This window comes from Erythrobacter ramosus (genome assembly GCF_009828055.1).
Lineage (GTDB): Bacteria > Pseudomonadota > Alphaproteobacteria > Sphingomonadales > Sphingomonadaceae > Erythrobacter > Erythrobacter ramosus.
This window is the reverse complement of sequence record NZ_WTYB01000001.1, coordinates 750,801-774,616: the sequence shown is the minus strand read 5'-3', so window position 1 is coordinate 774,616 and position 23,816 is coordinate 750,801. Positions and strand designations below refer to the sequence as shown.

Here is a 23,816-nt window from a genome sequence, read left to right as displayed (position 1 = left end):
CCTTTAGGCCGGTTTGGTTTCGAAGGCGCCTCCGCGCCTTCGTCCTCGGTGCTATTCCCTCCGCTTCGCTACGGGGCACCTGCGGCTCACGCGCGTGCGCTCGCGGGCCTGCGGCCCGTTAATCCTCCTCGAGCTTGCTCGGGGAGGGGGACCACCCGCAGGGTGGTGGAGGGGCGAGGGCGCGTACCGCCTTACGCATTCCCCTGCATTCGTCGCACCGCGCGCACGGCTCGGCACGAACCACACTTCATCTCAACTTTTTCTCAGCCGTTCCGTAACTAAGTTAGGGCCGCGACCTAATCGGGCCTGACCGCCATGTTCATCCCGCTGCAATTCGGCATCGGGCAGAGGCATTGGCGGCAACCACACGAATCACGAGTTCCCCATGCGTCTGTTCTCTCCTGACCTGTTCCGCAATTTCGGCATCGGCTTCGTCTTCGGAGCCCTGCTGATCGCGGGCGCCAAGGCGGAGAGCTGGGTGGGCGAGCTGGCTCCGGCCGCGCAGGCTGCCGAACGGCATGAGACACCCGGCCCATCGGCGGAGTTCGTGATCGCGCCCGAAGGACGCTGACCCCATGCACAAGATTGCTGCCCTGCTCGCCGCCACGTCGCTGGCCCTGAGCGCCTGCGCGGAACCCGCGGTTGCCGAAGAAGCCGTCAACGCCCCCGCCGCGACCCGCACTGCCAAAGAAGCGAAAGGCCTAAAAACCGCCGTTTTCGCTGGTGGCTGTTTCTGGGGTGTGGAAGGCGTTTTCAGCCATGTGAAGGGTGTGACTTCCGCCGTATCGGGCTATCATGGCGGCAACGCAGCGAGCGCCAAATACGACCTCGTCTCCAGCGGCGTGACCAATCATGCCGAAGCCGTGCGGATCACCTATGACCCGGCGGTGGTGCGCTATGACCAATTGCTGCGGATCTTCTTCTCGGTGGTCGCCGATCCGACGCTGAAGAACCGTCAGGGCCCGGACACCGGCGCGCATTATCGCAGCGCGATCGTGCCTTTGAACGCCGAACAGGCCGCCGTCGCCAAGGCCTATATCGCCCAGCTCGGCAAGGCGGGGATCTGGAAGAACCCGATCGTCACCCGGATCGAAGCCTACAAGGCATTCTATCCGGCTGAGGCCTATCATCAGGACTACATGGCGATCAATCCGACCAGCCGCTACATCGTGCGCTGGGACGCGCCCAAGGTGACGGCGCTCAAGACCATGTTCCCGAACATCTACCGGGCCAGTTTCCTCAGGGATGCTGGCTGAGAATTCCTTCGACCCAAGCGTCATCCCAGCGGTTGCGAAGAAGGGTGGGGGCCAAGTTACCGTGGCCTCTCCCCACTGGCGCTTACCCGTCTGTCTCATTATATCAGCAGACATGGGACAGCACGCGCACAGCCATCAGGAACACACCGGACAGGATCTTGTCGCCGAAGCCGCGCGTGCGCTGGTGACTGCGGGCGAGCAGTGGACCACCATGCGTGAGGCGGTGTTTGCCGAACTCGCCCGGCATGAGCGCCCGGTCTCGGCCTATGACATTGCCGACAATCTCTCGGCGGCGCGTGGCAAGCGGGTGGCGCCGAACAGTGTTTATCGCATCCTCGATGTGTTCGTGGCCAACAACCTCGCCTTGCGGGTCGAAAGCGCCAACGCCTATCTCGCCAACACCCATCCGGGTTGCGCGCATGATTGCATCTTCCTCGTCTGCGACGAATGCGGCGAGGCGGCCCATGTCGACGATGAGGATGTGAGCCGCGCCGTCCGCGCCATCGCCGCCGCCCGCAGCTTCAAGGCGGAACGCCCGGTGCTCGAGATCCGCGGGCTGTGCAAGGCCTGCACCTGACGCTGCCAGCTGTTTCCTACTGCTGACGCCACGGGCATAAGCGCCGGATGACCGAACTCTCTCGCCTTTCCGCCTGTGCTGCGCTGCCGCACTGTGCGACGACAGGCTTTTCGTTTATGGACCGTGTCTCATGTGTCTCCAACAGGCCGGGGCCAAAGCCTGCGACGGGTGACGGGCGCGCCAGGCTTGATCTCGATCAACCCTGCATCGACAGGCCGGTTTTCCCTGTGTAAAGCTGGGCGCTATGACACAATCGCCTTACACACCGTTGCTCGATCAGGTTGACACCCCTGACGACCTGCGCCGCCTCAAGCCCGAACAGCTCCGCCAACTCGCCGACGAACTGCGCACCGAGATGATCGATGCGGTCAGCACTTCGGGTGGGCATCTGGGATCGGGTCTGGGCGTGGTCGAACTGACCGTGGCGATCCACTACGTGTTCAACACACCCACCGACAAGCTGGTGTGGGACGTGGGCCACCAGTGTTACCCGCACAAGATCATCACCGGTCGGCGGGACCGGATCCGCACGCTGCGCCAGGGCGGCGGGCTGTCGGGCTTCACCAAGCGGTCGGAGAGCGAATACGATCCCTTTGGGGCGGCGCACTCGTCGACCTCGATCTCGGCAGCGCTGGGCTTTGCCATGGCTAACAAGATGCAGGGCAAGGCGGGACGCGGCATCGCGGTGATCGGCGACGGCTCGATGAGCGCGGGCATGGCCTATGAGGCGATGAACAACGCCGCACAGGCCGGCAATCGCTTGATCGTGATCCTCAACGATAACGACATGTCGATCGCACCGCCGGTGGGGGGCCTGTCCGCCTATCTCGCGCGGATGGTGTCATCGAGCGAATATCTCGGCATCCGCAGCCTCGCATCGCGCGTCATCCAGAAGATGAGCCGCCGGATGCACGACACCATCGGCAAGGCCGAGGAATTCACCCGCGGCATGGTAACCGGCGGAACCTTGTTCGAGGAGCTGGGCTTCTACTATGTCGGCCCGATTGACGGGCATAATCTCGATCACCTGCTGCCGGTGCTGGAGAATGTGCGCGATACCTCGGAAGGCCCGGTGCTGATCCATGTCGTGACCGAGAAGGGCAAGGGCTATGCCCCGGCGGAGAACTCTGCCGACAAGTATCACGGCGTGCCCAAGTTCAACGTCATCACCGGCGAAAAGGCCAAAAGCGCCCCCAGCGCGCCTGCCTATCAGGACGTGTTCGGCCTGACGCTGGCGAAGCTGGCCGACACGGACGACCGCATCTGCGCAATCACCGCCGCAATGCCGAGCGGCACGGGCGTGGACAAGTTTGCGAAGGCGCACCCCACTCGCACCTTCGACGTCGGCATTGCCGAGCAGCACGCGGTCACCTTCGCAGCAGGCCTCGCTGCCGAAGGGATGCGTCCGTTTGCGGCGATCTACTCCACCTTCCTCCAGCGCGCCTACGATCAGGTGGTGCACGATGTGTGCATCCAGAACCTGCCGGTGCGCTTCGCCATTGACCGCGCCGGTCTGGTCGGCGCCGACGGGGCGACGCACGCAGGCAGCTTCGACATCACCTATCTCGCCACCTTGCCGAACATGGTGGTGATGGCTGCGGCTGACGAAGCCGAGTTGGTCCACATGACCTACACCGCCGCCGAGTATGACGCAGGGCCGATCGCCTTCCGCTATCCGCGCGGCAATGGCACCGGGGTTCCGCTGCCAGAGGTTCCGGTGAAGCTCGAAATCGGCAAGGGCCGGTTGGTGCGTGAAGGCACCAAGGTGGCGATCCTTTCGCTCGGTTCGCGCCTGACGGAAGCGCTCAAGGCCGCCGACACGCTGGAGGCCAAGGGGCTTTCCACCACCGTCGCTGACCTGCGCTTTGCCAAGCCGCTGGACGAAGACCTGATTGCCAAGCTGATGCGCACCCATGAGGTGATCGTCACGGTCGAGGAAGGCTCGATCGGCGGCCTCGGCGCGCACGTGCTGACCTTCGCCAGCGATACCGGCCTGACGGATAATGGTTTGAAGGTGCGCACGCTGCGCCTGCCCGATACCTTCATCGATCACGACGATCCGATAAAGCAGTATGATGAGGCTGGCCTCAACGCACCGCAGATCGTCGATACGGTGCTCAAGGCGTTGAAGCACAACAGCACGGGGATCACGGGCGAAGAGGCGCGGGCGTAACAGCTGCGCGCCGATGGGCGAATTGCTCGGCATCCCCGAATGGCTGGCGGTGACAGGGTTCGTCGTTGCGGCCCTCGTGGTCTGGTTGGCGCTCGGCTTCGTGATGGTGCGGTACGCGCATCGCCGGGTCGCCGCTCGCCGCCCCAACCCCACTGAGGCAGAGTTCCTCGCAATGATGGCGCAGGATTGCTCGCCCGAGGCCGCCCGCTTCATGTGGGAACAGGCGCTGTTTTATGTCGAACCGCGGCTGACACCGCACCCCGATGATCTCTTGCTCAACGACCTGTGCATCGACGATGGCGATGTCACGATGGAATGGCCGCAGGTCTGGGCGGATCAGCGGGGCCTCTCCGAAAGCGGCCTGCCCGATTGGCCGAAGGACTGGCCGCTGACCGTGCGCAACTTCGCGCGCTGGCTGGATTTGGCGCGACCTAGCGCGGCTGAGTGATCAGCAGAGCCTCGGGGTTGGCAGGCGGTTCGACAGGCGCAACATTCGCAACCGGAGGCGGCGCGGCAGTGTCAAAAGAAGGCGTCCCCTCCAGTTCCTCCAGCCGCATCTGGTCCAGTTCCGAAATCGGTTCGCCCTTCAACAGCGCGATATCGCGGCGGCGCTTGGCGAGATATGTTTCGCGCCGCATCAGGTAGGGATCGTCCGAGTTGCGGATAGCGGCAATCTCCGCGTCGAACTCCAGCCGCTGGTCGAGCGAGTTCACCACGAAATACGGAACCGTATAGGTCGGCTTGTTGAACGGCTTGCCGAACGCGAAGGGCAGCAGCGCCTGATCCAGCGTAAGTCCGATAAAATCGCGCACGCTTGTTGGCCCGGTCACTGGCACAAACATATACGGCCCCGGCCCGATGCCGTAATAGCCCATCGTGTTGCCAAAGCCGTTGCGGCGATAGGGAATATCTGCCTTCTTGCCCGCCACGTCGAACAGGCCGCCCACACCAATGGTGGAATTGATCGCCAGCCGCCCCAACGTCTCAAACGCCTTGCCGACCTTGCCTTGTAGCAGGAAATTCAGCGCATTGGTCGGCTCGGCCAGATTGCGCACGACATTGCCCAGCCCGTCGCGGATCGGTTCGGGCAGGCCATCGCGATAGGCATTGGCCATCGGCTCGACCAGCGTTTGATCGACCGCCTGGGTCAGGCGATAGCTCTCTTCATTGACGCGTTCGAGCGGATCGCTTTTGGGTGGGCCATATTCGCCCTCGACTACGATTTCGTTGGCCGGCTCACCATCCGCCGTCTCGCCTTCGGGCGGCGGGGGTGCGGCGTCATCGGGCGGGCCATCTGTCGCAGGCAGCGCGCTGTCCTGCACCGCGGCCAGGTTCCATTCGAGCGGAACGACCTGCGGTGGCGGCGGGGGTGCCTGAGGCTGCGGCGCGGCCAGCGCGAGCGCGGCGCTCAGCAGCTGGGGCGGGGTCGCAAGCAAGGTCAGGCTGGGCAATCAAGTTCTCCGCTTCGACCCCTATCATTAGCACGGGCCGCGGGGCGCCAGCCTTGCCCTTGCCATCCCCCGCCTATACGCAAGGTGAATTATCTGTCGCAAACGTGCAAGGTTGCTGATGTCACTGATCCAGATTGCCAAAGAAGGCCCTGTCACCATTCTCACGCTCGATCGGGCGGAGTCCATGAACCCGCTGGGCGCGCCGGGCGACGGGGATGAGTTTGTCCGGGTCGCTAATGCGATCAACCGCGACATGGAATGCCGGGTGGTGATCCTGACAGGCGCCGGGCGGGCCTTCAGCGCGGGCGGCGATGTAAAGGCGATGCGGGACAAGACCGGCACGTTTGGCGGAACCACTCCGGCGATTTCGGACGGCTACCGCGACAATATCCATCTGATGCTGCGCGCGCTCTATGGCCTGCGCGTGCCGGTGATCGCGGCGGTCAATGGCCCGGCGATCGGGCTGGGCTGCGATGTCGCCTGCCTCGCCGATATCCGCATTGCCAGCGAGAGCGCGAAGTTCGGCGTGACCTTCCTCAAACTGGGGATCATCCCCGGCGATGGCGGCACCTGGATCCTGCCCCGCGTGATCGGGATGAGCCGCGCGGCGGAGCTGTTCTACACCGGCGATGTGATCGACGCTGCGACGGCGAAGGACTGGGGCCTTGTCAGCCGGGTGGTCGCCCCAGAGGCGCTGATGGACGAGGCGCGCGCACTGGCGGGCCGGATTGCGTTGCTCCCGCCGCACTCGCTGCGCCATACCAAAAACCTGCTGCGGCAGGGCCAGCAGACGAGTTACGACACAGCGCTGGAACTCGCCGCGAACACGCAAGCGATGATGCACACCACTGCCGACCACGCCGAGGGCGTCGCCGCGCTGATCGAGAAGCGGGGCGCGGTGTTTACGGGCGAGTAGTGCAGGGGTTTAGGCCAACCACTTGAACACCCCCGCCGGGATGCCAGCGCGCCACAGGTGGATATAGCTGCCCGCCAGCCACAACACTGTCCCCGCAATCAGCGGCACCGCGCCGACGCTGAAGAGCGCCCCCCAGCGCGGCCAATAGCTGGTCTTGCTCTCCCACTCGGCCCAGCTCTCGCCCATCAGAACTTCCTTCTTGGCGTCCTGAAACTTCGCGCCGACCAGTGCCAGCACGCCCATGGCGAGCGCGGTGACCATTGTTCGGGTGCTCCAGAACAGGATGAGGTGCGAAGCCGCCCACAGGCCGATCGCCCACATCATCGGGTGGCGGGTAACGCGGAACACGCCCTTGGGCTCGGCGCGCGCCTGCGCTTCGGCCATCGGGGTCGGCAGCGCGGGATTGCCCATAAACGAGCCTGCAAGCAGGATCATCGCAGGCAGGGTGATGATCGTCGCTGCGATCCAGCCGACATCGCCCGATCCCGGCAGGTCAGCCGGCGGCGCGGCGGTAAAGGCGAAATAGACCCACGCCAGCGTGGCAAAGCTGACGACGGTATAGGCCCCCTGAAACCCGCCCGCCCCCAAGGCCTTGACCATGCCGCTGCGCAGAGGGTGCGACATGGCGAAATGCGTGCCGACGAATGCCACATTGGCCGCGATGAGTGTGATGATTGCCCCGTCCATGGCTGCTAGCCTAACATGGGTGAGGAGGCGCGCCTAGCGGGCTTGGATCAGGCTGCGATCTCGGTCGGCACGATCGTCGCCTGCGCCACCGCGACATGGACCGGCGCCTCGCCGCCGCTTTCGGCCCACACATCTGCGCGCACCACCACCTGCCGCTTGCCTGCCTTGACGACTGTGCCACGCGCACGCAGCCGCTCTCCCTTGGCCGGGCGCAGAAAGTCGATGGTGTAGCCCCCCGTCACCACATCTCCTGCGACCGATGCCCCAGCCCAAGCGCAGGCATTGTCGGCCATCAGCCCGACAATCGCGCCATGGGCATAGCCGTGGTGCTGGGTCATTTCGGGCCGCATCACCAGCAGCAATTCGCTCTCCCCCTCCCACACCTTCACCGGCTCGATATCAAGCCATGCCGAGAAGCCCGAGCGCGCGACGGCGACTTTCTTCATATAAGCGATGGAATCTTCAGGGGACGCGAAGCGAGATGCGGTCATGGGCGGGCTTCCTTTAAGTCTGTTATGCAGATGTTATGCCGCTTGCCTTGTCCGCGCGCAAGTCTGATAATCAGACGATGAAAACCTACACCCCCTCACGCGCGCCCTGCCCGATCGGCCGCGCCGCCCGCCTGCTCGGCGACCGCTGGGTGCTGTTGATCCTGCGCGATGCGTTCCTTGGGGCGGAGCGGTTCGAGGAGTTCGTGGATCGCCTCGGCATCAACCGCGCCGCCCTGACCTCGCGGCTGGCGATCCTGCAAGAGGCTGGGCTGATGCTGCGCGACCCGCCCGACGGCAAGCGCGCGCGCTATATCCTGACGGACAAGGGGCACGCGTTGGCGCCGATGTTAGAACAGATGGCTGGATGGAGCGCCGCGCACCTGTTCGCACAAGGCGAGCCGGTGCCGCAATGGCCCCCGCGCGCCGGCTAGGTCTGGCCTGCGATCGCGATCAGCTCGACCTTGAACACCAAAGTCGCATTGCCTGGAATCGGCCCCCGCCCGACGGGGCCATATGCGAGGTCTGCGGGAATCGCGATTTCGATCACCTCGCCCACGCCCATCTGCGGCACCGCAAGCTGCCAACCCTTGACCAGCCGGCCCAGCGGGAAGGTTGCTGGGTCCCCGCGGGCATAGGAACTGTCGAACAGGGTCCCGTCGAGCAACCGCCCCTCGTAATGGACGGTGATCCGGTCAGCGACGGTCGGCTTGCGGTCTGACGCGAGGTACTTGACCCAGCGCCAGCGCACCCCGCCATCGACAAAATGCCAGCCATCTTCGGGCGTGAGACCCAGCAGATAGATCTGCTGCGCAGAATGCCACGCAGAGTCTTGCGCCCTAGGATCGGCGACGGCCTCGCCCGCCCCCTCCTGCGCGTGCACAGGTTGCAGGGCGAGCAGGAGCGAGGCCGCCAAGGCGGCGGCCGTCTGTTTGGACATCAACGCCATTACCAGTCGTAGGCCTTGGGCCGGTCGCTTTCATCGAGGTCGATATAGCGGTCGCGCAGCCGGGTCTGATGGTTGCTGAGGTCCTGCTCGACCCCGGCGATGAACACCTTGGTCGGCACCGAGCCGACTTCGAGCGGATCGCCGGACCACATCACCACATCGCCCAGCGCGCCGGGTTTGAGCACGCCCGCCTTGCCGCCCATGCCGCTGATTTCGGCGGGGACGGAGCTGATTGCGGCAAACGCCTTGCCCCAATCCATCCCGCTCGCCCCAGGGATCCGGGTCAACGCGACGAGGTTACCCGCCACCTGCTGCAACCGGCGCGGGTTCTGGAGGCTTTCAGCATTGATCGCGACTGTCACGCCCGCTTTCGCCATCCGCCCGGCATTGGACTGGGTCGCACCCAGTTGCTCGAAGGTCTCGGGCAGATCGTTCAACCCGTTGGCAATCACCGGAACCCCGGCGGCAGCGATTTCGTTTGCCACCAGCCAGCCTTCGGTCACGCCGACCAGCACCAGATCAAGCTTGGGATATTCCGCCTTCAGCGCCAGCACGGCGCGGATATCGGCCATCCGTTCGACGGCGACGTAAAGCTTCTGCTTGCCCGTCACCACCGGCACCAGCGCCTCGGCATCGAAGCGGCTGAGGAACACCTCGTCATCCTTGCCGATTTCGGTTGTCTCGGGGATGCCGGACTTGCCGACCAGCGCCTGCGCCTCACGCAGCGCCGAACGCAGCAGCGCATGGGCTGCGGCGCGGCTGCCGCCCGCGCGGTCCGCACCGCCCTCGCCCAGATTGATCATCTGGAAGGCGCGCGCCTGCATCACCGGCTTTGCATCGCCATCAAGGTCGATGATCGCGCCTTGTCCCGCAAAGATCGAACCGGACGGCATCATCGACGTTGCCGCGCGGGTGATCCCGGCGGCCTTGTGGACGAGGATGTGCTGCGAGGTGGGATTGATCGCAGTCGCCGCATCCAGCGCCGCGCTGAACGGCGTTTCGCGCGCGGTGATGTCGTTGCTTTCATCAACCGCCGACACGTCGGCCAGGCCGAGTGTTGTCACTGTGGCGAACAGGCCGGGGGTGACCCACGCTCCGCCCGCGTCAATCAACACGTCGGTCGAGAAAGTCTGGCCGGGGGTGGGCACCCCCGCGAACACCACTTTGCCATCGTCCACGATCACGACGCCGCCTTCGATCGGGGCACCGCCGTCACCGATCACCAGTTTGGCGTTCGTGACGACCATGTCCTGCGCGAAGGCAGGCGATGCGGTGAGGGCCAGAACGCTGGCCGCTGTGATGAGGAGCCGCTTCACTTCACATCTCCTTCACCGGGCTGGCCAAGCTCGAAATCGCTGACGGGCCGTGTCTTGGGGTTCATCGCATCGAACATCAGCGCACCATCGATCCAGACCTTCTCTGGCCGCGAATAGACGCTCAGCGGATCGCCATTCCACAGCACCACATCGGCCATCTTGCCGGTCTCGAGACTGCCGGTCATGTCCGCAATCCCCATCGCCTTGGCCGCGTTGTAGGTGAGCCATTGGATCACAGTCGCATCGGGGATGTCGATCCCGACCCGCGCACCGGCGGCCTGCGCCTTGGCGGCTTCCTGATTGAGGCGCTGGATATCGTTCTGGTCATCCGAGTGGATCACCACGCAGGCGCCTTCACGTTGCAGGAACGCCGCGTTTTCCAGAATGCCGTCGTAGCTTTCCATCTTGAAGCCGTACCAGTCGGCCCAGATCGCGCTGCACACGTCATTTTCGCGCAGCAGATCGCCGATCTTGTAAGCTTCGACCGCGTGATGGAAGGCCGCAACTTTGTAGCCCATCTCCTTTGCCATATCGAGCACCAGCGCCATTTCATCGGCGCGGTAACAGTGGTTCTGGATCAGGATTTCGCCCTTGAGAACGCCTACCAGCGTCTCCTTGCCGAGATCGCGCTTGGCTTTCGGGTCGTTGGCGTAATCGATCGCGCCGAGCCAGGTTTCGCGGTTGACCGCAAGGTTGCCCATCCGGGTCGAGGGCATCCGTCCACGGCTGCCATAGACGCGCTTGGGGTTTTCCCCGCAGGCCATCTTCATTGAATAGGGCGCGCCGGGGAACTTCATTCCCTGCATGGTGCGCGCGGGAACGTTCTTGAGCGTCACCGAACGCCCGCCCATCAGGTTGGCTGAGCCGGGGAGGATCTGGAGCGCCGTGATCCCGCCATTCGCCAGCGCGCGGCTAAAGCCCGGGTCCTGCGGCCAGACGGAGTGTTCGGCCCAGACTTCGGGCGTGGTCGGCGCGGTGGCTTCGTTACCATCGGAATGGGCTTCGACGCCGGGCGAGGGATAGTCGCCGAGGTGCGAGTGGATGTCGATGATGCCGGGAGTGACGAACTTGCCGGTGCCGTCGAACACCGCGATGTCGGCCGGGATCGGGGTGGCGGGGCCGCCAACCGCAGTGATCTTACCGCCGGACATGAACACCACGCCGTTCTCGATCTTGCCGCCCTTGCCATCATAGATCGTCGCGCCGCGGATCGCGGTAGCGATGTTGGGGTAGGGTTTGTAGGTCGAAGCGAACACCGGATCGCCTGCCGGGGTGGCGGCAAAGGCATCGTCCTTGGCCTTGTCCGAGGCGCTGGCGGCTTCGCCGCTGCCGCCGGTGGTCGCGCAGGCAGACAGCGCCAACGCGCTTACCAAAGTGGCCAGCGCGCCCATGCGCGCTCGCAATTTGAAGTGTGAAAGCATCGAAAACCTTTCCCGTTTCCCAGTCACATTGTGTGACGGGAAACGGGCAGGTTGTCTATGCGACCTAACGATTAATGTGTCAGGCCAAGGTTACTCGGCCGGGCGGGCGGCGGGGTAGGCCTCGTCCGCGCCTTCAAGCGTGGGGGCAGGCTTGTCGTCCGCCAGCGTGTCGAGGTGCATCCACCTTTTCACGATCGGGCTGACCAGCAGCACGGCCACAGCCGCACCGATTGCGATCCAGCCGAACACTTCGTAAATGTCGAGCAGGCCCTGCTTGGACATCACGCCGTCATGCCCGCCGGTCGCTTCTCCGATCTTGCCGGCGACGAAGTTGCCGACCGCTGTCATATAGAACCACGCGCCCATGATGAGGCTGGCGAGGTGCTTGGGCGCGAGCCGGTTCATGGCCGACAAGCCGACAGGCGAAAGGCACAGTTCGGCCGTGGTGGCGAAGAAGTAATAGGCGAAGACCAGAAGGACCGGGGTCATCGCGGCGATGCCATAGGCTTCCGCCCCCCACACCAGCACCAGATTGGCAAGGCCCATCTGCGCCAGCGCCAGCCCGAACTTGGCGGGAGCTGAAGGTTCTTTGCCCTTGCGCCCCAACCACTGCCACAGCCCGGCAAACAGCGGGGCGAGCAGGATGATGTAAATCGGGTTGATCGACTGGAAGATCCCCGCAGGCACCCCGCTGCGATCGACGAACTTGTCGGTGAACTGGTTCATTGACCCGCCCGCCTGTTCAAACAGGCCCCAGAACAGCGGGTTGAGGCTGATCAGGAACAGGATCGCGAACATCCGCTCACGCGGTTCTTTTTCGAGCTTGAAGCTTTCGAACAGCACATAGCCGAGCAGCGACACGCCCGAGATGATCAGCAGCGTCTGGATCACGTCCTGATACTGCACCAGCGCCCAGATCACGGCGACCGCAGCGACGCCGATACCATAGAGGCTGTATTCCTTCCCCTTGGCGAGTGGCCGGGGAGCCTCGCCCGCGCCGCCCAGCGTTGACTTGCCGAGGACGAAGACAACGAGGCCCAGCAGCATCCCGATCCCGGCAAGACCGAAGCCAAAGCCCCAGCCAACCGTCTGGCCGAGATAGGCAACCAGGATCGTCCCGATCGCCGCGCCGACGTTGATGCCCATATAGAAGATCGTATAGGCGCCGTCGCGGCGGATATCGGTCATCGGGTACAGCTGGCCGACCATCACCGAGATGTTGGCCTTCAGGAAGCCCGAGCCGACGATGATGAAGGCCAGTGCCGCCCAGAATATGTTGATCGTGGGATCGTCCTGCCCGCCAGTGCCTTCCACCGCCATCAGCGAGTGGCCCACCGCCAGCAGCAAGCCGCCAAACAGGACCGCCTTGCGCTGGCCGAGATAGCGGTCAGCCAGCCAGCCGCCCAGCACCGGAGTGATATAGACGAGGCTGGCATATGCGCCGAGGATCAGGTTCGACTTGCCCTCGGTGAAGTCCCAATGCTGGGCCAGATAGAACACCAGGATCGCACGCATGCCGTAGTAGGAGAAGCGCTCCCACATCTCGGCGAAGAACAGCATGTAGAGGCCCTTGGGGTGCCCGGCGAACTCAGGCTCCTTCTGCACCGCGATCTTGCTGCCAATCGCAAGAAACACGATCAGCACAACCACGGCGATGGCCGCAATCCAATCGGCCTCCGCCCACAGCGACATATCTTTCATGAATTCGATCCCCATCGAATGGTTAAGCGATGCCTCACCACACCGCCACAATGGGGGCGCAACCTAGCGCCTCAATCGGTCATGTGAAGCTTTTGTTGCGCGCTTGTTGGTAATCGTGCGGTCGCACGATGCAGACCCCCCGCCCCGCCTCCCCACCCGGCCACCAATTATACCGTTAGGCTATGGTGGTCGGGTGGGGAGGTGGGGCGGGGCGGGGCGGGGCGGGGGGTCTGCGCCACCAATAGGTGGCCCTGAATCAAATTGACCGCATGGCTGTATTATGGCACTGATGCACCTCGCAAGGGACACCGCTGCCATGAACCCCAACCGCCCAAGCTCCAACCGGCCTGTCTACCTCAAGCTGCGCGATCAAATCGCCGCGGCCATCATTGACGGCGCCTATCCGGAAGGCGCGATGCTGCCTTCAGTGCGGGCGTTGGCGGCTGAGCAGGGGGCGAACCCGCTCACTGTGGCCAAGGCCTATCAGCAATTCCAGAACGACGGCCTCGTCGAAGTTCAGCGCGGCGTCGGCATGTATGTCGTGCGCGGCGCGGCCGAGCGGCTGCGCGCCGCCGAACGCGAGACGTTCCTGCGCGAAGAATGGCCCGAAATCCGCAGCCGGATGCAACGCCTCGGACTTGATCCAGCCGATCTTGCGGTCGTTTTGTAAGGTTTTAGCTTACTGACATTAATGCAGGTTGCGGACTTTCCCGAATTCTGACAGTTTGTTCACACTCTTCAGCGACGGGTTGCATATACTGCAGCGCTGAGAGTAAAGGGGGCCGCCCCACGGGTCGGGGGCGCGTAAACGAAACGACGGGGTAACCCGCATTTACGGCGTGATATGGCGGCGAGACCGTCCATGGGCGTCGGGAGATCGCCATGATCAGATCCGAATTGCTGCAGGAATTGCACAAGGATAATCCAGAGCTTCGCGCGGACGAAATCGAGCAGGTGGTTGACATCTTCTTCGATGAAATCGCGCAACGGCTGGCCGAGGGGGGCCGGGTCGAACTGCGCGGCTTTGGCGCCTTTTCTACGCGAGAGCGTGAAGCGCGCAGCGGGCGCAATCCGCGCACCGGCGAAACAGTGGACGTGCCTTCCAAGCGCGTGCCCTATTTCAAGGCCGGCAAGGAAATCCGCGAGCGGCTGAACAAGTAAGCGGCCCTGCGCTTCGCCAAGAGCGGTTATCGGGACCGCCTCGTGACGAAGCGCAAGGAACAGCCGCACTGCCGCCGTTGCGATGATCGGCCTACACGGCCGTAAGGACCCGTGTGTCCGCCGATTGCAACCGCACTGATAGCTCCCAGCACCGCCAAACCGGCCCAAAGGGCCGCGAGGGCACGCGCCCGAGCCGCAGGCGCGCAAGCCTGCGGGGCTTGAAACAGCGCCGAGGACGCACCCGCGGAGGCGGGTGCGCGACACAAATCACGCTACCTTGAGCGGCCGCACTTCGTCATGGGCAAGGCTCGGCACCGGCAGAGCGCGTTGTTCGCCCAAGGCGGCGAAGACCAGTTCGATCAGCCGCTCACCCCCGCCGCTCAGGCTCATGTCGACCGGCAGCATACCAAGCGCGGCGATCTCGTCGATCTCGTCCGGCCCCGGCACCGCGATGATCCGCGCGAGCCCCGGCATTCGCTGCTGCGCCAAGGGCGTGACCTCACGCGAGACTGAGGTATCGCCCGTCGCAACCACCAGCACTTGCCGCCGGTCGATCCCAATCGCGTCCCAGCTGCGCGGGTCGGCCGGGTTGGCGCGGTGGACGTGGTAGCCATCGGCCAGTGCCATCTGGAAGCGATCATGATCCGCCTCAAGCGCGAGGTAGCCAATCTCATTGTATGCCAGCGCATCGGCCAGCGTACGACCCGCCGACGTCATGCCGATGATCAGCACCGGCGCGTCATCACCCGCCAGCTTCATGTCCGGCGGCCCTGCGCGTAGGCGTCCGGCCAGCTTGCGCCCGATGTTCGACACCAGCGGCGTAACCGCTAGGCTGATCGCGATCGCAGTGACCATCGCGGACACAAGCCGCGGCTCGGCAAGGCCAGCCACCGCGGGCAGCGCCAACAGCACCAGCGTGAACTCGCTCCCCTGCCCGAGCAGGAACCCGAGCTGGATCGACCCCGGCACCGACCAGCGGTTGAGCAGCGCGGCCACTACGTTGAAGGCGCATTTGAGCACGATCATGCCGAGCGTCACGCCCACCACCAGCATCCAGTCCGCCACCAGTAAGGCCGGATCGATGCTGAGCCCGACCGAGATGAAGAAGAAGCTCAGGAACAGCCCGCGAAACGCGTCGATCTCCGTCTGCACCAGAATCCGATAGCGCGAATCCGCCACGGCCATCCCGCCGAGGAACGCGCCCAGCGTCAGCGATAGCCCCGCCATCCCCGTCGCCCACCCGGCGGCGAGCGCGATGAACAGCGCTGTGGCGGTGTAGACCTCGGTCGTTCCGGCGCGGGCGATCAGGCTGAACAGCGGCTCGGTCAGGTAGCGGGCGAACAGCACCGCGATCCCGAATGCGGCGAGCGCCTTTGCCCCCGCCAGCCCTAACGCAGGCGCTAACGCCCCGCCGCTCGCCAGCGCGCCTGCGGTCACCAGTAGCAGGATCGCGGCAATATCCTGAAAGATCAGGATCGATTGCGCCGCGCGGCCGACGGGGCAATCCTCTTGCCCACGCTCACGCACCAGCCCGATCACGACGGCGGTGGAAGACAGGCCCATGCCGAAGCCCGCGATGATTGCGAAGGCCAGCGGCAAGCCGAACGCGATGAACAGCGCCGCAAAGGCCCCGCCCGCCACCACCATCTGCAAGCTGCCGAAGCCGAAGATATTGCCCGCCTCCGCCCGGATTCGCCCCAGCGAGAAGTGCAGGCCGAGATTGAACAGCAGGAACATCACCCCTGCCTCGGCCATCGCGGCGACCACCGGCCCGCGAAAATCAGGCGCCATGCCAAGGCTCGCTAGCCCCAGGCCCAGACCGAGATAGCCGACAATTGGGTTGAGCCGCAGTGCCCGGCTCGCCAGCGCCGCGCCGATGCCGAGGCCCAGCAGCGAGATCGCCGGCTGGATGGTCGCCACCACCGAATGCGCGTCAGATGCTTCGCCCGCCATGCTGCGCCCTTGTTGTGTGAATATCCTGGCCGAAATGGGCGATGATACGCCGACTGGCAAGCTTTCGGGCAAGCTCTGGCATTGGAACCGCAATCTGTGGCAAGGGCGCTGTGATGCGGGCGTGGCGGAATGGTAGACGCCGGGGACTTAAAATCCCCTGAGCTTTGCTCGTGCGGGTTCGAGTCCCGCCGCCCGTACCAGATACGTCATTCAGCGTAAGCAACGCACGTTGATGCCTTGGCGCTCATTATCTCCCCCTTAACGCCTTCTACCTATGTCAGTTCTTAGAACATGGGACAGGCGCGTCCCATCTACATGTCTCGCCAGTGCCAGGACCAGGGGCTGTCGGGTTGGGACAACAGGGCATGGACATAGCGACGAATACCGTACGTCTCGAAGAGGCATCCGATACGCCCGGCGCTGACCAGCGCGCTGCGCCGCGTTTCACATTATTGATCCGTGCGGCCAAACTGGTCTCGGCGCAGGGTGAGTTCGTGTGCGTGATCCGTGACGTTTCGGAAACCGGGGTGAGCGTTCGCCTGTTCCATGCCCTGCCCAGCTGCAAGGATTACGCGCTGCACATGCCCGCAGGCGCGACCTACGAAGTCAGCTGCGTGTGGCAGCGAGAGAACGAAGCCGGCTTCACCTTTGCGCAAAGCGTTCAAGTCGGCCAACTGGTCAACGAAGCGAGCGATTATCCCAAGCGCGGGCTCAGGCTCGGCCTGTGCTTCCCGGTGATGGTCCACACCTTGTCAGGCAGTTTCGATGCGGTGGTCGAAAACCTCTCGCAGCAGGGTGCGCGGATCACCTGCGACCAGCTGCTGGCGATCGACCAGAATGTGCGGATCGCTGCGCCGGGCCTGACGGACAAGACCCGTGAAGTCCGCGCCAAGGTGCGCTGGCGGCGTGAACGCCAATACGGGGTGGTGTTCGACGACACCTTCACACTCGGTGAATTCGCGCGGTTGGCTGCCCAGCTTCAGGCCCCGGCACTACTCGGCGAATAGCTTGCCAGAAATCAGGCAGGCACAAACTTCATCGCGACCCCGTTGATGCAGTGGCGCTTGCCGGTGGGCTTGGGGCCATCATCGAAGATGTGCCCCAGATGCCCGCCGCAATCGGCGCAGTGCACTTCGGTGCGGGGGTAGCCGATCAGGTAATCGGTCGAGGTTCCGACTGCGCCCTTGTCGATCGCCTGCCAGAAACTCGGCCAGCCGGTGCGGCTGTCGAACTTGTGCGCCGAGGCATAGAGCGGGTTGGCGCAGCCTGCGCACACGAAGGTGCCCTTGCGCTTTTCCTTGTCGAGCGGCGAGGTGAACGCGCGTTCCGTCCCTGCCTGCCTCAGCACATAGAACTGGTCCTTGGTCAGCGCCTTGCGCCATTCGGCCTCGGTTCTGCCCTTGGGGTAGTTCTTGGCTTCGGCGGGCGCGGCGGAGCAGGCGCTGATAAACGGCAGCGCAGCGCCAATGGCGAGCAGGCGGCGGCGATCAATCACAGGCAGGCGCATCGGGGCATGTTCCATCTGGGGGTCTTGAAGGTTCTGTCCTTAATACGCCCGGAACACGCCCGAAGTTTCACCTGCCCGTCCGGTGATCAGAAAGTTGTGATCTCAACCTCGAGCTTGCGGAAGCCGTGGACGAAGTTGGCGCGCACCCGCTCGACATCGCCGGCAACATGCACCCGCATGCGGCGCTTGTGCATTTCTTCCAGCAGCACCCGCAATTGCAGTTCGGCCAGCCGCGCACCGACACAGCGGTGGATACCGTAGCCGAAGGCGAGGTGGCGGCGGGCGTTCTCGCGGGTGATGTCGAGCTTGTCAGGGTTGTCGAACACTTCCCCATCGCGATTGGCGCTGATGTACCACAGCACCACCTTGTCGCCCGCCTTGATGGTCTGGCCGAACACCTCGGTGTCCTCGGTGCAGGTGCGTCGCATATGGGCCAGCGGCACCTGCATCCGCAGGATTTCCTGCACGGCATTGGGGATCAGCTCCGGCCGTTCTTCATAGAGCTTGCGCTGGTCCGGGAACTTGTCGAGCGCGTGGATGATGCCGCTCATGGTGTTGCGGGTGGTATCGTTCCCGCCCACGATCAGCAGCACCAGATTGCCCATGAATTCCTCCGGGCTCATCTGGTTCATCGCGGGCGAGTGGATCATCATCGAGATGAGATCATTGCCCGGCTCCTTGTCCATTGTCCGCTCGATCCAGAGCGTCTGGAAATAGGCCGCCATTTCCTGAAGGATGCCCCAGCGGGTCTCATCCAGGGCCCGCACCGCGCCAAGCTCAGTATCGCCCGCCCAGTCCGACCAGAAGGTCAGCAAGCGGCGGTCTTCCCACGGGAAGCCAAACAGGATGGCGAGCATCCCGGTGGTGAGTTCGATCGAGACGGTGTCGACCCAATCGAACACTTCGCCGCGCGGCAGGCGGTCGAGCACTTCGCCGGTGCGTTGGCGGATTTCCGCTTCCATCTCGGTGATGGCGGTGGGGGTGAACTTGGGCGCAACGGTGCGGCGCTGCCCGGTGTGCTGCGGGCGGTCCATCGCAATGAACATCGGCAGCTCGCGGCGCTCAACGCCCATTTCGGCCAGCTGCGCATCATCAGGCCGTTCGAGGATGGTGATCCCGCCATGCTCCCAGCTCGACGAGAAGGTTTCGGGCAGCGCCTCGATATGCTGGATCGCCTTGTGGCCGACCACCGCCCAGTAGGGGCCGAACGGGCTTTCGGGGATCCAGTGCAACTGGCCCGCCGCGCGCATCTCGGCGAAAACGGGCTGCCACGTATCCTCGGCATAGATTTCCGAGCGGCTCACATCCCACGGGTGCGAGTGTCGGAGACGTTCTTCGGGATGGGCGGCGAAGTGCGCTTTGAGCGCATCGTAAGAACTCGGCTCGCGGCGCACTTGCGGGCGCTGAACGGCGGGCGGAGTGGGGGCGATGGTGGCCATGTCTGTCTCCCGTCAGGCAGCCTCGTGCATGGGCCGCTCCGATCCGAGTCGCATCCTCAGACTAACTGACAGCAATGTCAATAGTGAGTTGCGAATGGAGACTTATTCGGCAGGTCCAGAGGAAGGCTGAGACGGGGCAGGCGCGCGCCGGGCGAACCAGCTCTTCTTGGCACGCCCGGCCCCACCCGACTTCATCACCCGCTTGCGGAACAGCAGTGATCCTCCCTTGACGAGCAGGATCACCGCAACGCCCTGCCACAAGACCGCCAGCGCATGGGGCCACAGGGTCTCCTCGAGCGCGGCGCGGGCCAGCATGGCGAAAGGCGAGGACAGGGGGAAGGCAATCGCCCCCAGCTCCAGCGGAGTACCGGTCTGGCCGATATTGGCCGCCGACAGAAAGAACACCATCAGTTGCAGCATCGTCACCGGCATCGACAGGGTCTGCACCTCGCGCACCGAAGCCGCCATCGCCCCAATCGTCAGGAACAACGAGCCGAGCAGCAGATAGGCCATCGTGAAGTAGATCAGCCCCAGCACCATGAACATCGGCCAGCCGACCGCCGGGCCGGGCAGTTCGCGGAAATTGGTCTGGGTGACGGTGACAATCGCGTCTTCGGCAATCGCCCAGAACGCCCAGCCGACCGTGCCCCACACCGCAATCCCGACGAAGGACACGCCGAGCATCGCGAACAGCTTGCCCATGAACACAGCATCCATCGGCAAGGCGGCGGCGAGGATTTCGATGATCTTGTTGCCCTTTTCCTCGGCGAGGTTGGACAGCACCATGCCGCCCAGCAGCATCGTCAGCAGGAACAATACCATCTGCGCTGCCTGAGCGGTGCGCACCCGGTTGGTGCGTTCAGAGGCAGCGCTAGTGGCGACCACTTCGCTGGTGGCCGTGGGGAACTGCGAGGGCGAAGCGCCGCTCGCTGTCGCCGCAATCAATTCGATCGGTCCCGACCAGCGATCGATCTGACCCTGCGTGCCGACCAGTTGCGGCGCGGCCAGCGATCCGGTCAGGATCGCGGCGTAATTGCCGCGGCGTTGATCCAGAAAGGCGCGCGCATCGAAGGTGCTGTCCTGCGCGGCTTCTTCGATCACCCGCAATTCGGGCACTTGCCCTGCCAGTTGCGGGCGCAGGACATCGGCTGCGGCGATCATCGCCGCGTTGTCCTCAGGCGAAAGCGCCAGCCCGACCTCGATGCTGACAGCATTGCGCTGCACCTGCCCGCCGATACTGCCCGCCAATCCCCCGATCAGCACCGGGAAAAGCGGGCCGAGCAGGAAGAACAGGAACGCGCGGCTGAACAGCACCGCGACGAAATCGCGCCGGGCGATGACCCAGGCGGCTTCCAGCGTGGTGAGGCGCGGGCGAAGCATTTCGGTATCGCTCATGCGCGGTTCCCCTGATTATCAGCTTCGAGCTGGCGCGCTGCGGCCTCACCCGCAATGGCGACGAAGGCATCGTGCAGACCAGCGCGCTCAATCGAGAGCGACAGGATGCCCGCCTCGCCTTCGATCAGCTGGCGCAGCAGCGGTTCGATCCCGCTTTCGGGCAGCGGGAACTGGAAGAAATCGCCATTGCGGCGGGTGTCAGCGGGCAAGGCCGAAAGCCATGCGCCCTCGCGCGCCCGCGTCTCCAGCCGCACCTGCGCCGGGATACGGTCGCGCGCGGCCTCGACAGACCCTGCGTAAGGCACCTTGCCCCCGGCAATGATCGCCACGCCTTCGCACAGGCGTTCGGCATGGTGGATCACATGGGTCGAGAAGATCACGGTCACGCCATCCTCGGCCAATGCGCGGATCATCAGTTCCAGCTTGCCCTGATTGATCGCGTCGAGGCCGGAGAACGGCTCGTCCAGCACGACCAATCGCGGACGGTGCACCAGCGTGCCGAGCAGCTGGACGGTCTGCGCCATGCCCTTCGACAGCTGACGGATCTGGCGGTCCGCGGCATAGCCAAGCTCGTGGCGCTCGAGCAGTTCGGCCGCGCGTTTACGGCCCTCTTTGAGCGGAAGCCCACGCAGCGCGCCCATGAAGGCAATCGCCTCGATGCACTTCATCGCTGGATAGAGCCCGCGCTCTTCCGGCAGATAGCCGATCAGCCGGCCGATATCATGCGGCCGGTCATGCCCGAACACGCGGCGCACGCCTTCGTCGGGATCGATGATGCCGAGCAGCATCCGCAGCGTCGTGGTCTTGCCCGCGCCGTTGGGCCCGAGAATCCCGTAAATCGCGCCTTCGGGGACGAAAATGTCCACCCCATCAACCGCGCGCGTGCCGTCAAAGCTTTTGACCAGCCCGCGGGCTTCGATTGCGAGGGGGCGTGCATCGGCCGGGATGGCGCTGAAGCCCTCCGCGTGATTGCCCACCTTGTTGTGATCGCTTACCGCCATATCCATAGCCTACGCGGTTAGCGGTCAGGATTAAACGGGAGCCTCTCCGAATATGGTTAATGCTCCGGTAGCATCTGACCTTGCAGCCCGGATTGCGGGGGAGGCAACCGCCTTGGGCTTCGCCGTGTGCGGCTTTGCCAGCGCAGGCGAAGACCCACTGCGGTCTGCCCGACTGGAGCAATGGCTGGGAGAAGGGCAGCACGGTTCGATGGAGTGGATGGCCGCGCGGCTGGACCACCGCCGCTCGCCGCAGGGGCTGTGGCCTGAGGCGCGCAGCGTGATCGCGCTGGGGATGAGCTACGCCCCGGCCCATGATCCGCTGGCGCTGGAGGGGTCGGATACGCACGCGCGGATTTCGGTTTACGCGCAGGGCAAGGACTACCACGATGTGGTCAAGAAGCGCCTGAAAGCCCTCGCCCGCTGGCTGGTTGCCGAGGTGCCGAAAGCACAGGTCAAAGTCTTCGTCGACACCGCCCCGGTGATGGAAAAGCCGCTGGGCGAGGCGGCAGGGATCGGGTGGCAGGGCAAGCACACCAACCTCGTCAGCCCGACGCATGGCAGCTGGCTGTTCCTCGGGGCGATCTATACGACATTGGACCTGGCCCCCGCCGAGCCGCACCGCGACCAATGCGGCAGCTGCCGCGCGTGCCTCGACGCCTGCCCGACCGACGCCTTCCCCGCGCCTTACCGCTTGGACGCGCGGCGCTGCATTTCCTACCTTACCATCGAACACAAAGGCCCGATTGCGGAGGAATTCCGCGAGGGCCTCGGCAACCGCATCTATGGCTGCGACGATTGCCTTGCGGTCTGCCCGTGGAACAAGTTCGCGAGCCAAGCTCAGGCGATCCGCGAATTCCTCCCCCGCGCCGAACTGGTCGCCCCGCGCTTGGGCGAGTTGCTGGCGCTGGATGATGCGGGCTTCCGGTCGCTGTTTTCCGGCTCGCCGATCAAGCGCATCGGGCGCGACCGGTTCATCCGCAACTGCCTTTATGCAGCGGGAAATAGCGGCAATCGGGCGCTAACCGCGCAGGTCAGCGCGTTAACCGGTGACCCCGATCCGGTGGTGGCAGAGGCGGCCGAGTGGGCTTTGGCGATGCTTACATCAGATCCTTGATCGCCACGTCCGGGTCAGCCAGCAGCGCCGGATCGATCCGGCCCGCCCCGCTTTCCAGCAGCTTCCGCGCCTGGACATAGTCCTTCATCGTCCCCACGCAGTCGAAGGCGATCGGCTTGCTATCCTTGAGGTACACCACCGTAAACTTGCGAGTCTCGGGATCGCCGCGCAGCACAGTCGCATCAAAGCCGAGGCTCAGCCCTGCGGTTTGCAGCTTGAGATCATACTGGTTCGACCAGAACCACGGCAGCGCGTGGTAAGGCTCCTTCTCGCCCATGATCGCCTTGGCCACAGTGTTCGCCATGTCATGCGCGTTCTGGACCGATTCCAGGCGGATCACCGCGCCATCTGCAAAGTCGTTGGCGTGAGCGGCGCAGTCCCCGATGGCGTAGATGTCATCGAGCGTGGTGCGGCAGCAGAAGTCGACATCGACCCCGTTGCTTCCCGCCGCGCCCGCCGCGATCAGCGGCGCCACAGCAGGCACTACCCCGATGCCGACGATCACCATGTCGCAGGCGACCTCCTCGCCATTGTCGAGCCGCACGCCTGTCACCCGGCCCGCTTCCTCGCCCAGCACCGCATGGACGCCGGTGCTCAGCCGCACATCGACGCCCTGACGGCGGTGTTCCTCGGCATAGAAGGTCGACAATTCCTCCCCCGCCACGCGCGCGAGCAGGCGGGGGAGCATTTCGACCAGCACCACCTCGCAGCCGAGCTTGCGCAGCACGGCGGCTGCCTCCAGCCCGATATAGCCGCCGCCGATCACCACCGCACGCTTCGCCCCGTCGGCGAGGGACTGCATCATCGCATCGGCATCGGATTTGTCGCGCACGTAGAACACGCCCGGCAACACCGCACCCGGCACCGGCAAGCGCCGCGGATCGCCGCCACCTGACCAGATCAGCTTGCGGTAGGTCACCTGCGCACCGTCGCTGAGAGTGAGCGTGTGCTTGGCTGGATCGATCCCCGTCACCGCCGCGCCGAGGCGCAGGGTGATGTTTTTCTCCGCCCAGAACTTCTCGGGCCGGATCATGATCCGCTCGAACCCCTTGTCCCCGGCGAGATACTCCTTCGACAGCGGCGGGCGTTCATAGGGCGGTGCGTCATCGCGGCCGATCATCAGGATCGAGCCTTCGTGGCCGTGCTGGCGCAAGGCAATCGCCGCCTGCGCCCCGCCGTGGCCGGTGCCGACGATAACCACATCTGCGTGCTGATTGGTGGAACTCATGTGCTTGCTATGCCCCTCCGGCGTCTTGCGGCCCTTGATGTGGCGCAAACAGCCGGAGGGTCAACCCGCCATAACGACGAGTG

General features: G+C 64.6%; 24 protein-coding genes and 1 tRNA gene. 12 read left to right on the top strand and 13 right to left on the bottom strand.

Features of this window, described 5'->3' with window-relative positions:
- Positions 1-385 precede the first annotated feature (385 nt).
- The 5 genes from GRI59_RS03945 (at position 386) to GRI59_RS03925 (ending at position 4,454) form a co-directional block, all read left to right on the top strand.
- Positions 386-571: a hypothetical protein gene (locus GRI59_RS03945; RefSeq protein WP_160759877.1), complete on the top strand. Its 186-nt coding sequence runs from the start codon at positions 386-388 to the stop codon at positions 569-571.
- Positions 572-575: 4 nt separating this feature from the next.
- Entirely contained in the window at positions 576-1,256 is a 681-nt protein-coding gene (msrA, locus tag GRI59_RS03940) for a peptide-methionine (S)-S-oxide reductase MsrA (RefSeq protein ID WP_160759876.1), read from the top strand.
- 112 nt (positions 1,257-1,368) lie between these two features.
- A complete protein-coding gene (locus GRI59_RS03935; RefSeq protein WP_160759875.1) occupies positions 1,369-1,833 on the top strand; it encodes a Fur family transcriptional regulator in 465 nt (154 codons plus the stop codon).
- Between the two features lie 244 nt (positions 1,834-2,077).
- Positions 2,078-4,006 (top strand): 1-deoxy-D-xylulose-5-phosphate synthase, encoded by a 1,929-nt coding sequence (gene dxs, locus GRI59_RS03930; RefSeq protein ID WP_160759874.1) that lies wholly within the window; start codon positions 2,078-2,080, stop codon positions 4,004-4,006.
- 13 nt (positions 4,007-4,019) lie between these two features.
- Positions 4,020-4,454: a hypothetical protein gene (locus tag GRI59_RS03925; RefSeq protein ID WP_160759873.1), complete on the top strand. Its 435-nt coding sequence runs from the start codon at positions 4,020-4,022 to the stop codon at positions 4,452-4,454.
- Here the strand turns inward: GRI59_RS03925 and GRI59_RS03920 are convergent.
- Complete coding sequence (locus GRI59_RS03920; protein ID WP_160759872.1) at positions 4,438-5,457, bottom strand: MlaA family lipoprotein; 1,020 nt, start codon at positions 5,455-5,457, stop codon at positions 4,438-4,440. The two genes, GRI59_RS03925 and GRI59_RS03920, sit on opposite strands and share 17 nt — an antisense overlap.
- 118 nt (positions 5,458-5,575) lie before the next feature.
- Here GRI59_RS03920 and GRI59_RS03915 point away from each other — a divergent pair, with 118 nt between their 5' ends.
- Entirely contained in the window at positions 5,576-6,373 is a 798-nt protein-coding gene (locus tag GRI59_RS03915; protein ID WP_160759871.1) for a crotonase/enoyl-CoA hydratase family protein, read from the top strand.
- A 9-nt stretch (positions 6,374-6,382) separates the two neighbouring features.
- Here GRI59_RS03915 and GRI59_RS03910 read toward each other — a convergent pair whose 3' ends face one another.
- Positions 6,383-7,060, bottom strand: a complete 678-nt coding sequence (locus GRI59_RS03910) for an NnrU family protein (protein ID WP_160759870.1) — start codon at positions 7,058-7,060, stop codon at positions 6,383-6,385.
- Positions 7,061-7,107: 47 nt separating this feature from the next.
- Complete coding sequence (locus GRI59_RS03905) at positions 7,108-7,551, bottom strand: PaaI family thioesterase (protein WP_160759869.1); 444 nt, start codon at positions 7,549-7,551, stop codon at positions 7,108-7,110.
- Between the two features lie 77 nt (positions 7,552-7,628).
- Between GRI59_RS03905 and GRI59_RS03900 the strand changes: the two genes are divergently transcribed.
- Positions 7,629-7,982, top strand: coding sequence for a winged helix-turn-helix transcriptional regulator (locus tag GRI59_RS03900; protein WP_160759868.1), 354 nt, complete (start codon positions 7,629-7,631; stop codon positions 7,980-7,982).
- Here GRI59_RS03900 and GRI59_RS03895 read toward each other — a convergent pair.
- The 4 genes from GRI59_RS03895 to GRI59_RS03880 form a co-directional block, all read right to left on the bottom strand.
- Positions 7,979-8,488 carry an FKBP-type peptidyl-prolyl cis-trans isomerase gene (locus GRI59_RS03895; RefSeq protein ID WP_160759867.1) on the bottom strand — a complete coding sequence of 170 codons (510 nt, stop codon included), beginning with the start codon at positions 8,486-8,488 and terminating at the stop codon, positions 7,979-7,981. The two genes, GRI59_RS03900 and GRI59_RS03895, sit on opposite strands and share 4 nt — an antisense overlap.
- An 8-nt stretch (positions 8,489-8,496) precedes the next feature.
- Positions 8,497-9,813 carry an amidohydrolase family protein gene (locus GRI59_RS03890; RefSeq protein ID WP_160759866.1) on the bottom strand — a complete coding sequence of 439 codons (1,317 nt, stop codon included), beginning with the start codon at positions 9,811-9,813 and terminating at the stop codon, positions 8,497-8,499.
- Positions 9,810-11,204 (bottom strand): amidohydrolase, encoded by a 1,395-nt coding sequence (locus GRI59_RS03885; protein WP_160759865.1) that lies wholly within the window; start codon positions 11,202-11,204, stop codon positions 9,810-9,812. Before GRI59_RS03885 ends, GRI59_RS03890 begins: the two co-directional genes overlap by 4 nt.
- Positions 11,205-11,324: 120 nt before the next feature.
- Positions 11,325-12,935 (bottom strand): peptide MFS transporter, encoded by a 1,611-nt coding sequence (locus GRI59_RS03880; protein WP_160759864.1) that lies wholly within the window; start codon positions 12,933-12,935, stop codon positions 11,325-11,327.
- 316 nt (positions 12,936-13,251) lie between these two features.
- Between GRI59_RS03880 and GRI59_RS03875 the strand changes: the two genes are divergently transcribed.
- Entirely contained in the window at positions 13,252-13,605 is a 354-nt protein-coding gene (locus tag GRI59_RS03875) for a GntR family transcriptional regulator (RefSeq protein ID WP_160759863.1), read from the top strand.
- A gap of 212 nt (positions 13,606-13,817) precedes the next feature.
- Entirely contained in the window at positions 13,818-14,096 is a 279-nt protein-coding gene (locus GRI59_RS03870) for an integration host factor subunit beta (RefSeq protein WP_160759862.1), read from the top strand.
- Positions 14,097-14,363: 267 nt separating this feature from the next.
- On the opposite strand, the gene GRI59_RS03865 is transcribed toward GRI59_RS03870, so the two are convergent.
- Complete coding sequence (locus tag GRI59_RS03865) at positions 14,364-16,049, bottom strand: cation:proton antiporter domain-containing protein (RefSeq protein ID WP_160759861.1); 1,686 nt, start codon at positions 16,047-16,049, stop codon at positions 14,364-14,366.
- Between the two features lie 115 nt (positions 16,050-16,164).
- Between GRI59_RS03865 and GRI59_RS03860 the strand changes: the two genes are divergently transcribed.
- Together GRI59_RS03860 and GRI59_RS03855 are read left to right on the top strand one after the other, a co-directional pair.
- Positions 16,165-16,249 (top strand) — tRNA-Leu (locus tag GRI59_RS03860).
- Positions 16,250-16,414: 165 nt separating this feature from the next.
- The gene (locus GRI59_RS03855) at positions 16,415-17,056 is read left to right on the top strand and encodes a PilZ domain-containing protein (protein WP_160759860.1); all 642 of its coding nucleotides are present in this window, start codon (positions 16,415-16,417) and stop codon (positions 17,054-17,056) included.
- 11 nt (positions 17,057-17,067) lie between these two features.
- Here the strand turns inward: GRI59_RS03855 and msrB are convergent, their stop codons facing one another.
- The 4 genes from msrB to GRI59_RS03835 all read right to left on the bottom strand — a co-directional run bounded on the left by msrB (position 17,068) and on the right by GRI59_RS03835 (position 21,397).
- Positions 17,068-17,556, bottom strand: coding sequence for a peptide-methionine (R)-S-oxide reductase MsrB (gene msrB / locus GRI59_RS03850; protein WP_160760406.1), 489 nt, complete (start codon positions 17,554-17,556; stop codon positions 17,068-17,070).
- Positions 17,557-17,642: 86 nt separating this feature from the next.
- Positions 17,643-18,995, bottom strand: a complete 1,353-nt coding sequence (locus GRI59_RS03845; protein WP_160759859.1) for a cytochrome P450 — start codon at positions 18,993-18,995, stop codon at positions 17,643-17,645.
- Positions 18,996-19,097: 102 nt separating this feature from the next.
- A complete protein-coding gene (locus GRI59_RS03840) occupies positions 19,098-20,390 on the bottom strand; it encodes an ABC transporter permease (RefSeq protein ID WP_183363514.1) in 1,293 nt (430 codons plus the stop codon).
- Positions 20,387-21,397, bottom strand: a complete 1,011-nt coding sequence (locus tag GRI59_RS03835) for an ABC transporter ATP-binding protein (RefSeq protein WP_160759858.1) — start codon at positions 21,395-21,397, stop codon at positions 20,387-20,389. Before GRI59_RS03835 ends, GRI59_RS03840 begins: the two co-directional genes overlap by 4 nt.
- 46 nt (positions 21,398-21,443) lie before the next feature.
- Here GRI59_RS03835 and queG point away from each other — a divergent pair, with 46 nt between their 5' ends.
- Entirely contained in the window at positions 21,444-22,505 is a 1,062-nt protein-coding gene (gene queG, locus GRI59_RS03830; RefSeq protein ID WP_160759857.1) for a tRNA epoxyqueuosine(34) reductase QueG, read from the top strand.
- Here queG and GRI59_RS03825 read toward each other — a convergent pair.
- Positions 22,489-23,733 (bottom strand): NAD(P)/FAD-dependent oxidoreductase, encoded by a 1,245-nt coding sequence (locus tag GRI59_RS03825; protein ID WP_160759856.1) that lies wholly within the window; start codon positions 23,731-23,733, stop codon positions 22,489-22,491. The two genes, queG and GRI59_RS03825, sit on opposite strands and share 17 nt — an antisense overlap.
- Positions 23,734-23,816 lie beyond the last annotated feature (83 nt).

Coding starts and splice junctions, on each gene's coding strand:
- GRI59_RS03945 (WP_160759877.1), top strand. CDS start 386: ATGCGTCTGTTCTCTCCTGACCTGTTCCGCAATTTCGGCATCGGCTTC.
- msrA (WP_160759876.1), top strand. CDS start 576: ATGCACAAGATTGCTGCCCTGCTCGCCGCCACGTCGCTGGCCCTGAGC.
- GRI59_RS03935 (WP_160759875.1), top strand. CDS start 1,369: ATGGGACAGCACGCGCACAGCCATCAGGAACACACCGGACAGGATCTT.
- dxs (WP_160759874.1), top strand. CDS start 2,078: ATGACACAATCGCCTTACACACCGTTGCTCGATCAGGTTGACACCCCT.
- GRI59_RS03925 (WP_160759873.1), top strand. CDS start 4,020: ATGGGCGAATTGCTCGGCATCCCCGAATGGCTGGCGGTGACAGGGTTC.
- GRI59_RS03915 (WP_160759871.1), top strand. CDS start 5,576: ATGTCACTGATCCAGATTGCCAAAGAAGGCCCTGTCACCATTCTCACG.
- GRI59_RS03910 (WP_160759870.1), bottom strand. CDS start 7,060: ATGGACGGGGCAATCATCACACTCATCGCGGCCAATGTGGCATTCGTC.
- GRI59_RS03905 (WP_160759869.1), bottom strand. CDS start 7,551: ATGACCGCATCTCGCTTCGCGTCCCCTGAAGATTCCATCGCTTATATG.
- GRI59_RS03900 (WP_160759868.1), top strand. CDS start 7,629: ATGAAAACCTACACCCCCTCACGCGCGCCCTGCCCGATCGGCCGCGCC.
- GRI59_RS03895 (WP_160759867.1), bottom strand. CDS start 8,488: ATGTCCAAACAGACGGCCGCCGCCTTGGCGGCCTCGCTCCTGCTCGCC.
- GRI59_RS03885 (WP_160759865.1), bottom strand. CDS start 11,204: ATGGGCGCGCTGGCCACTTTGGTAAGCGCGTTGGCGCTGTCTGCCTGC.
- GRI59_RS03880 (WP_160759864.1), bottom strand. CDS start 12,935: ATGAAAGATATGTCGCTGTGGGCGGAGGCCGATTGGATTGCGGCCATC.
- GRI59_RS03875 (WP_160759863.1), top strand. CDS start 13,252: ATGAACCCCAACCGCCCAAGCTCCAACCGGCCTGTCTACCTCAAGCTG.
- GRI59_RS03870 (WP_160759862.1), top strand. CDS start 13,818: ATGATCAGATCCGAATTGCTGCAGGAATTGCACAAGGATAATCCAGAG.
- GRI59_RS03865 (WP_160759861.1), bottom strand. CDS start 16,049: ATGGCGGGCGAAGCATCTGACGCGCATTCGGTGGTGGCGACCATCCAG.
- GRI59_RS03855 (WP_160759860.1), top strand. CDS start 16,415: ATGGACATAGCGACGAATACCGTACGTCTCGAAGAGGCATCCGATACG.
- msrB (WP_160760406.1), bottom strand. CDS start 17,556: ATGCGCCTGCCTGTGATTGATCGCCGCCGCCTGCTCGCCATTGGCGCT.
- GRI59_RS03845 (WP_160759859.1), bottom strand. CDS start 18,995: ATGGCCACCATCGCCCCCACTCCGCCCGCCGTTCAGCGCCCGCAAGTG.
- GRI59_RS03840 (WP_183363514.1), bottom strand. CDS start 20,390: ATGAGCGATACCGAAATGCTTCGCCCGCGCCTCACCACGCTGGAAGCC.
- GRI59_RS03835 (WP_160759858.1), bottom strand. CDS start 21,397: ATGGATATGGCGGTAAGCGATCACAACAAGGTGGGCAATCACGCGGAG.
- queG (WP_160759857.1), top strand. CDS start 21,444: ATGGTTAATGCTCCGGTAGCATCTGACCTTGCAGCCCGGATTGCGGGG.
- GRI59_RS03825 (WP_160759856.1), bottom strand. CDS start 23,733: ATGAGTTCCACCAATCAGCACGCAGATGTGGTTATCGTCGGCACCGGC.